Source organism: Mesorhizobium sp. M7A.F.Ca.US.002.01.1.1, from assembly GCF_004022955.1.
Classification (GTDB): Bacteria; Pseudomonadota; Alphaproteobacteria; order Rhizobiales; family Rhizobiaceae; genus Mesorhizobium; species Mesorhizobium ciceri.
This window is the reverse complement of sequence record NZ_RZQE01000405.1, coordinates 1-5,473: the sequence shown is the minus strand read 5'-3', so window position 1 is coordinate 5,473 and position 5,473 is coordinate 1. Positions and strand designations below refer to the sequence as shown.

Genomic DNA, 5,473 nt, shown 5'->3' with positions numbered 1-5,473 from the left:
GAGCCAAGCGGACCCGTTCAGCCTCGACGCGGTACCGTCCCCCGACCGCGCAGCCGAAGCCGCCCGTGACAAGCCGTCCGGAACCCATGATGACTTTGCTTTCGGACCAGCCGCCACGCTCAGTTCGGCGAACGGCGCCAGTTCGATCGAACAGCGCGAGCGCATCGCCCAGCGATCCCAATCAGCCAATCCCTGGGATTTGCCGGTGCAGCCCGCAGCTACCCCTGCTTCACCACGTGTGGGTGCTGCTCCCAAAGCCGCCCCGGCGCTGGGTGCGGCGCGGCCGGAGGAGATGGCGCTTCGCGCCGCATTCCTGCATGGCATGGGTGTCGAGGAAGCCGATTTCCCCGGACGCGACAGCACCGCGGAAATGGAGAAGTTCGGTCGCGAATACCGGATGATGATGGAAGGCCTGATGCAGCTTCTGCGCAAGCGGGCCGAGGAAAAGGGAAACGCGCGCGTCGCGCAGACCATGGTCGGGGCCTCCGAAGTCAATCCGCTCAAGTTCCTGCCGACCGTCGACGACGCCATCATAACGCTTATCGCTGAGCGCAGCCCAGGATTTCTCGGCGGTGAAGCGGCAATCACCGATGCGGTGCGCGATCTCGCGCAACATCACGTACGCGCCTGGCGAGGCATACAGACCGCCATGCGGCGGATGATCGACCGTTTTGACCCGGTAGTGATCGAGGAAGAGCTGAAAACGAATTCCGCGATCGGAACCCTTCTCTCTGGGGGGCGGGGCGCCAAGCTGTGGGAACTTTACCAGAAGCGCCATCGTGAAATCGCCGAGAGTGCTGAAAAGAGCTTCCTTGGCGAAATCGGCGCTGATTTTCGAGATGCATATGAGGAGGAGTGAGAGATGATTGATCGACGTGAATTTGTTGTTGCCTTGGGCGCGACAGGGTTGCTTGCGGCTTGCCAGAGTGGTCCGCCGAAACCATCGGTGATCACCGTCAACGTAAACGGCGGTGCTGGCATGAACCCGGGACCAGGCGGCGGCGACCGGCCGGTAACGATCCTGGTGATGCGGCTGAAAAGCACCGGCAAATTCAATTCCGCCGACTATTTCGCGCTGCAGGGGGATGCCGGCACGGCGCTGGCGGGCGATCTCATCGGATCCGACCAGATTTCCGTCGGGCCGGGAAAATCCGCATCCAAAACCATCACGGTCGAGCCGGACGCGACGGCGCTGGGCTTTGTTGCTCTGATCCGCGAGCCCGGCGGCCGGAACTGGCGGACAACCAAGTCGGTGTCGTCGGGATCGAAATTCACGATCAACGTCACGCTTGGCAGCGGCGGCATTTCCGCCTAGCGGCAAAGGGCAAGGGGAGCTCGATGCAGAGAGTAGCGGCATGAGCAATGCAAACAGGGTGCTATGGTCCGAAGGGCTTTTCCTGCGGACCCAGCATTTCCAGCAGCAGGATCGCTTTTTCGAGGCGACGGTGCGCGGCGCGTTGCAGGCCGGGCAATTGCATACGTTCGGTTTCCAACAGCTGACACTGGACCAGGCGTTGCTGGAAGCCGGCCAGATCTCGATCCTGTCCGCGCGGGGCATCTTTCCGGATGGGACACCTTTTTCCATCCCGGACATGATGGACGCGCCGCGACCGCTGCCGGTCACCCCTGACACGGGCGCCGGACCGGTCCTGATCGCCTTGCCGCTGGAGCCTCCGGGCGGTGTCGGCTTCGATCCGGCACACGCTGCCGCCTCGGGTGCGCGATATCATGGGCGGATCGTTTCGGTGCGTGACGCCGTCCAGGGCGGTTCAGACCCTGAAGAAATCGAAATTGCCCGGCCGCAGGCGCTGCTGCTCGCACCCGGCAAGTCGGTCGGTGGCTACACGGCCTTGCCGATAGCCGACCTCAAGGGGATTCGAGCCGATGGCGGCGTCTCCCTGGACGAGACCTTCCTGCCACCGACCTTGGTTACGGGCGCCGTGGCCTGGTACCGGCAATTGCTGCTGGAAGTTGTCACCGGCCTCGACCAGATCGCCGAGGCGCATGGCAAGATGGTCATGGGCGGACCTGGGCGCAGCGTCGAAGATTTGCTGATGCTCAATCTCGCCAATGCGGCACGTCCGCGGCTGGCCCACATGCTGGCTCAGGATGTGTTCCATCCAGCCGAGCTTTACCTGGAACTTGCCGGTCTCGCCGGTTCGATGGCGACCTACGGATCGAGCGCGCGGCGGCTGGGCGAGTTGCCCGCCTACGATCACATGGCGCCTGGCCCCGCCTATTCGGCGCTGGCGGATGCGCTGCGCTCGCTCATCCTCAGCCTGCGTTACATCGAGCCCAAATCGCGTGCGCTGCCTGTCATGCGGCATTCGACCAATGTCTGGAAGATCCGTATCGACAATCCGAAGCTGCTGGTGGCCAGCCGGATCGTCATCCGGGTCGGTTCGGAGTTGTCGGAAGACGCGCTGCGCAAGATATTCGTCAATCAGGCAACCGTCGGCTCGGCCGACCAGTTCGAGGGCCTGTGGAAATCGCGCTTGCCCGGCATTCCGCTGAAACCGCTTCATTCTCAGCCGCGCGAGATTCCTTACGATGGCGATCGGTTATGTCTGGAACTGGACCAGAAAAGTGAGCACTGGGCGTCGCTGCTCGACGCTCCCGGCTTCGTCATCGGCGTTTCGGGCGTGTTGCCAAGCGAGCCGCAGGTGGACTGCTATTCGGTGAACAGGTGAGATCATGAGCCGCGATGATCCGTTCGGACTGTCGGAGGATCGCGAACGCACCCGCATTCGATTGACCGGCGCGCCGATGCCGCGGCCGATGGCGCCACCTTTGCCGAGCGCGTCGGTAAAGCGCTCCCGCACCCATCCGAACGCACTCGTCAACGCATTTGCGCCCTTGCTCGAATTCGCTCCCGAGCTTGAAAGTGCGCTGCCGCCGGACAATCCGGAAGCATTGCGTACCCGATTGCTCGAAGAACTGGTCCGGGCACGCGACACGGCTATGTCGGTCGGATCCTCAATGGAGCGCGCCGACCAGGCGGCCTGGGTGGTGGCGGCGTTGCTCGACGATCTGGCCCTGAACACGCCATGGGGCGGTGCCAGCGCCTGGCCGCGGCAGCCGCTTGTGGTCATGCTGCGCGGCGATGTCGATGCCGGCACGCAGTTCTTCACCCGTCTCGACGAACTCGAGCGCCATCCCAACCGTGACCGCGAATTGCTGGAACTGCAGTATCAATGCATGGCGCTTGGCTTTCGTGGCAAATATCGCGTGTCGGCCCGATCCGGCGACCGCTCGCTCAATGCCGTTCGCGTGGCGGCGGCACGCTTCCTACGCGATGCCGACGCCGAAGGCGCGCCACTGTCGCCAAACTGGAAAGGCGTGATCGCATCTGACGAGCCGCAGCGCTTCATCGTTCCGATCTGGGTCATGGCGCTCGGTGCGGCGGTTGCAGCCATGACAATCCATGTCGGGCTCTCGATGGCACTGAGCAGCCAAGCGGTCGAGCTCTCCGCACTTGTTCGCGCGCTGCCGCCGCCCGCGCGCGGCGACATCACCCGCACCTCGCCCAAAGTCGATGCCCCGCCGCCGGAGAAGGTGGATTTTGCGCTGTTGCCGGAATTTCAGGCCGGGGCGCCCGCCGACTTCAAATCCGCCCTCAGCGGCACCGAAAGCGTTTCGCTGGCCAAGCTGACGATCCAGGCCTCCAATCCCGAACTGTTCCAGTCGTCACGGCCACAACTGACCGAAGGCTTCGAGCCCCTGATCGGGTCGCTCGCCAAGGTGATCCTCGCCAACCAGGAGCTGATCGGAAACATCACCGTCGTCGGTCATACCGACAGCGTTCCTCTGCAAAAGACCAATCCGCTGTCGACCAACCAGCGACTGTCGGAGGCTCGCGCCCAGACGATTGCCGACATGCTGGTCCAGAACGGAGTGCCGCGGGATCGCGTCCATTCCGAGGGCCGCGCGGCCACCGATCCAGTCGCCACCGACAGCACGCGCGAGGGGCGGGCCTTGAACCGCCGCGTCGAGGTGCTTGTCGAAAAGAGGCTGTGAGATGTTCATCCTGCGCTTCCTTTGGGCTGTCCTGACATCACGCTGGCTATGGACGCTGATCGGCCTCACGCTGCTTTCCCTGGTCATCTGGGTGTTCGGTCCGATCGTCAGGGTCGGTCCCTATGAACCGTTCGCCTCTGATAACGTGCGCATCGTCATCATTGCGCTGCTGGTCATCTTCTGGCTGATCTGGCTGATCGTCGCCCAGCGCCGGGCGATCCGCGCCAACCGTATGTTCGTCGCCGAGATTGCCGCGCCGGTGGTGGAAAAGCCGCTCAGACCCGGCGAAGAGAATGTCGCGGCCGTCGGTGCCAAGTTCGCCGAGGTGATGGCCGAACTGAAGCGCCGCAAGCTGGGCGGACGAAAGTTTCTGCGCGAAATGCCATGGTATGTGATCGTCGGGCCGCCGGCCACCGGCAAGACTACGGCCTTGCGGCAGTCCGGGCTGAATTTTCCGATCGACCTCACCGACGACCTGCAGGGGGTCGGCGGCACGCGCAACTGCGACTGGTTCTTTTCAGAACATGCGGTTCTGATCGACACGGCCGGCCGTTATGTCCAGCAGGAGAGCCAGCCCGATGTGGACGCGGTTGAATGGCTGGGCTTCCTCGACCTGTTGAAAAAGCACCGCGGACGCCGCGCGCTGAATGGCGTAATCGTCGCGCTTTCGATCGACGTGCTTTGGGAGGGCGATGAAGCCATCAAGGCGCACGGCCGCAAGATCCGCCGCCGGTTGGCCGAACTCAACGACCGGCTCGAAATCCGCCTTCCGGTCTATCTGATGCTGACCAAGGCCGATCTGATCAAGGGCTTCGAGGCTTTCTTCGGCGGCTTGTCCACGGCTTCGCGCGAGCAGGTATGGGGGACCACCTTCGCGCTGGAAGCGCGTGTCGATGCCAAGACCATTGAACGGGAAATTTCCGCGCTGGCGACGGAACTTGAGCGGAGGCTGGTGCCGCGGCTGGAAGATGAGGACAAACTCGCCGCCCGTGCCGAGATTTTCCGCTTTCCCGCCCAACTGGCAAGCCTGTCCGAACCGATACAGGTGCTGGTCGAGGCAATGTTCGGCGAAAGCCGGTATGAAGAGGTCGCCTGGCTGCGCGGGCTCTATCTGACATCGGCGACGCAGGAAGGAGCGCCCATCGACCGGCTGACCGCGGCGCTGTCTTCGTCCTTCGGCCTGCCGCCGCGACGGGCGCTGCCCGCACCAAGGGTCGAAAAACGCAGCTTCTTCCTGAAGAACCTGCTGACCGAAGTCATCTTCAAGGAAGCGGGCCTCGGCACGTTCGATCCGCTGGCGCAACGGCGCCGCGCCTGGATCTGGCGGGGTGCGGCAGCCGCTTGCGCGGCGGCGGCATTGTTGGCCGGCGGGTTGTTCACCTGGTCCTATTTTGACAACCGCAACGCGATAACGGCCCAGGCAGGCCAGTTCGAAGCGCTGCAGACGCCGCTGACC

The 5,473-nt window shown here is 63.7% G+C and carries 5 protein-coding genes; all 5 read left to right on the top strand.

The features are described 5' to 3' along the window. The coding region (gene tagH / locus EN932_RS27980; protein WP_128369227.1) for a type VI secretion system-associated FHA domain protein TagH at positions 1-859 on the top strand (859 nt) is incomplete at its 5' end. A gap of 3 nt (positions 860-862) precedes the next feature. Beyond that, positions 863-1,315 carry a type VI secretion system lipoprotein TssJ gene (gene tssJ / locus EN932_RS27975; RefSeq protein ID WP_024504481.1) on the top strand — a complete coding sequence of 151 codons (453 nt, stop codon included), beginning with the start codon at positions 863-865 and terminating at the stop codon, positions 1,313-1,315. 40 nt (positions 1,316-1,355) lie between these two features. Then, positions 1,356-2,690 (top strand): type VI secretion system baseplate subunit TssK, encoded by a 1,335-nt coding sequence (tssK, locus tag EN932_RS27970; RefSeq protein ID WP_013525301.1) that lies wholly within the window; start codon positions 1,356-1,358, stop codon positions 2,688-2,690. A gap of 4 nt (positions 2,691-2,694) precedes the next feature. Continuing rightward, positions 2,695-4,017, top strand: a complete 1,323-nt coding sequence (gene icmH, locus EN932_RS27965) for a type IVB secretion system protein IcmH/DotU (RefSeq protein WP_128338328.1) — start codon at positions 2,695-2,697, stop codon at positions 4,015-4,017. 1 nt (position 4,018) lies between these two features. Beyond that, a partial coding sequence (gene tssM / locus EN932_RS27960) for a type VI secretion system membrane subunit TssM (RefSeq protein WP_128369226.1) occupies positions 4,019-5,473 on the top strand: 1,455 nt, incomplete at its 3' end.

Coding starts and splice junctions, on each gene's coding strand:
- icmH (WP_128338328.1), top strand. CDS start 2,695: ATGAGCCGCGATGATCCGTTCGGACTGTCGGAGGATCGCGAACGCACC.
- tssJ (WP_024504481.1), top strand. CDS start 863: ATGATTGATCGACGTGAATTTGTTGTTGCCTTGGGCGCGACAGGGTTG.
- tssK (WP_013525301.1), top strand. CDS start 1,356: ATGAGCAATGCAAACAGGGTGCTATGGTCCGAAGGGCTTTTCCTGCGG.